The sequence below is a fragment of the Craurococcus roseus genome (assembly GCF_039523795.1).
GTDB classification, from domain to species: domain Bacteria; phylum Pseudomonadota; class Alphaproteobacteria; order Acetobacterales; family Acetobacteraceae; genus Craurococcus; species Craurococcus roseus.
Genome location: NZ_BAAAFZ010000010.1, coordinates 1 through 1,024, shown reverse-complemented (window position 1 = coordinate 1,024; position 1,024 = coordinate 1). Strand labels below are relative to the sequence as shown.

General features: G+C 75.8%; 1 protein-coding gene. It reads right to left on the bottom strand.

The window, feature by feature from the left end:
- Positions 1-707, bottom strand: a 707-nt coding sequence (locus ABD067_RS05905; protein ID WP_343894261.1) for a flagellar hook-basal body complex protein, incomplete at its 3' end; no start/stop codon positions are given.
- Positions 708-1,024 lie beyond the last annotated feature (317 nt).

Below are 1,024 nucleotides of genomic sequence, written 5' to 3'. Positions count from 1 at the left end.
AAGCGCAAGCCCACGGCGCCGCGGTCCGCGCCGCCGACGTCGTCCGGCACCTGCACGCCGAGCGTCCAATTCCCGGCCGCCGCGCGGGTGAAGGAGAGGTTCACCGTGTGCTGCCGGCCGAGCGAGTCGTAGACCTTGGTTTGGGTGCTGACCGGCGCCGCCGCCGTGCCGTCGCCGGCCGGCAGGTTCGCCGCGAGTTCCACGCGCCCGGTGGCGATCGGGTTGAACGCCGCCTGGTCGAGGCGGATGGGCTCCAGCGCGGCGCGGTCCGGCCTGCCCGCCGCGTCCGCCGGCCAGCCCTGGAGGTAGTGGCCGGAGCCGTTCACCAGGAAGCCTTCCTCGTCCAGGCGGAAGTCGCCGGCGCGGCTGTAGAACTGCCGGTCGTCGAAGCGGGGCGTGCCGTCCGCCGCCGTGCCCGCCGCCGCGGCGACGCTGAAGAAGCCCTGGCCGCCGATCGCCAGCGACAGCGGCGACTCCGACTGCTCGATCGTGCCTTGCAGCGCGTTGGTGTAGTCCGGCCGGGCGATCACCGAGCCCGGCGAGTGGAACGTCTCGTTCGACTGCGTGAGGTACGACACGAAGTTCGTGTCCGTCCGCTTGAAGCCGACGGTCTGGCTGTTGGCGATGTTGTCCGAGACGTGGCCGAGCGCGCGGCTCTGGGAGGAAAGGCCGCTGATCGCGGTGGTGAAGGAACCGAACAGGGACACGGGCGGGGCACTCCGGTTGGTGGGTGTCGGCGCGATGCGGGCGGCGGTGCACCCGCCGTGCCAGCGCCTCGGGCGCCGCCGGCGGCGCCGTTTGCCGGGCCGGCGGCAAATCGTGCCCCCCGGGCGGCGCGGGTTGCCGGGCGGGAGGCGGCGCGGGTTGGCCCGGCGCGTGCAAGGGGGGCGGCGAACCCCGGACGACGCCCGCGCCCCATGGACACCGCCGCCCAGCCGCCGCCGACGACGATGCCTCCCGCCGACCGCGGCGGCGCCCACGCCGCTCGGCGCAGGCCTGCCGCCGCGGAGGGCGGGGGCGGGGG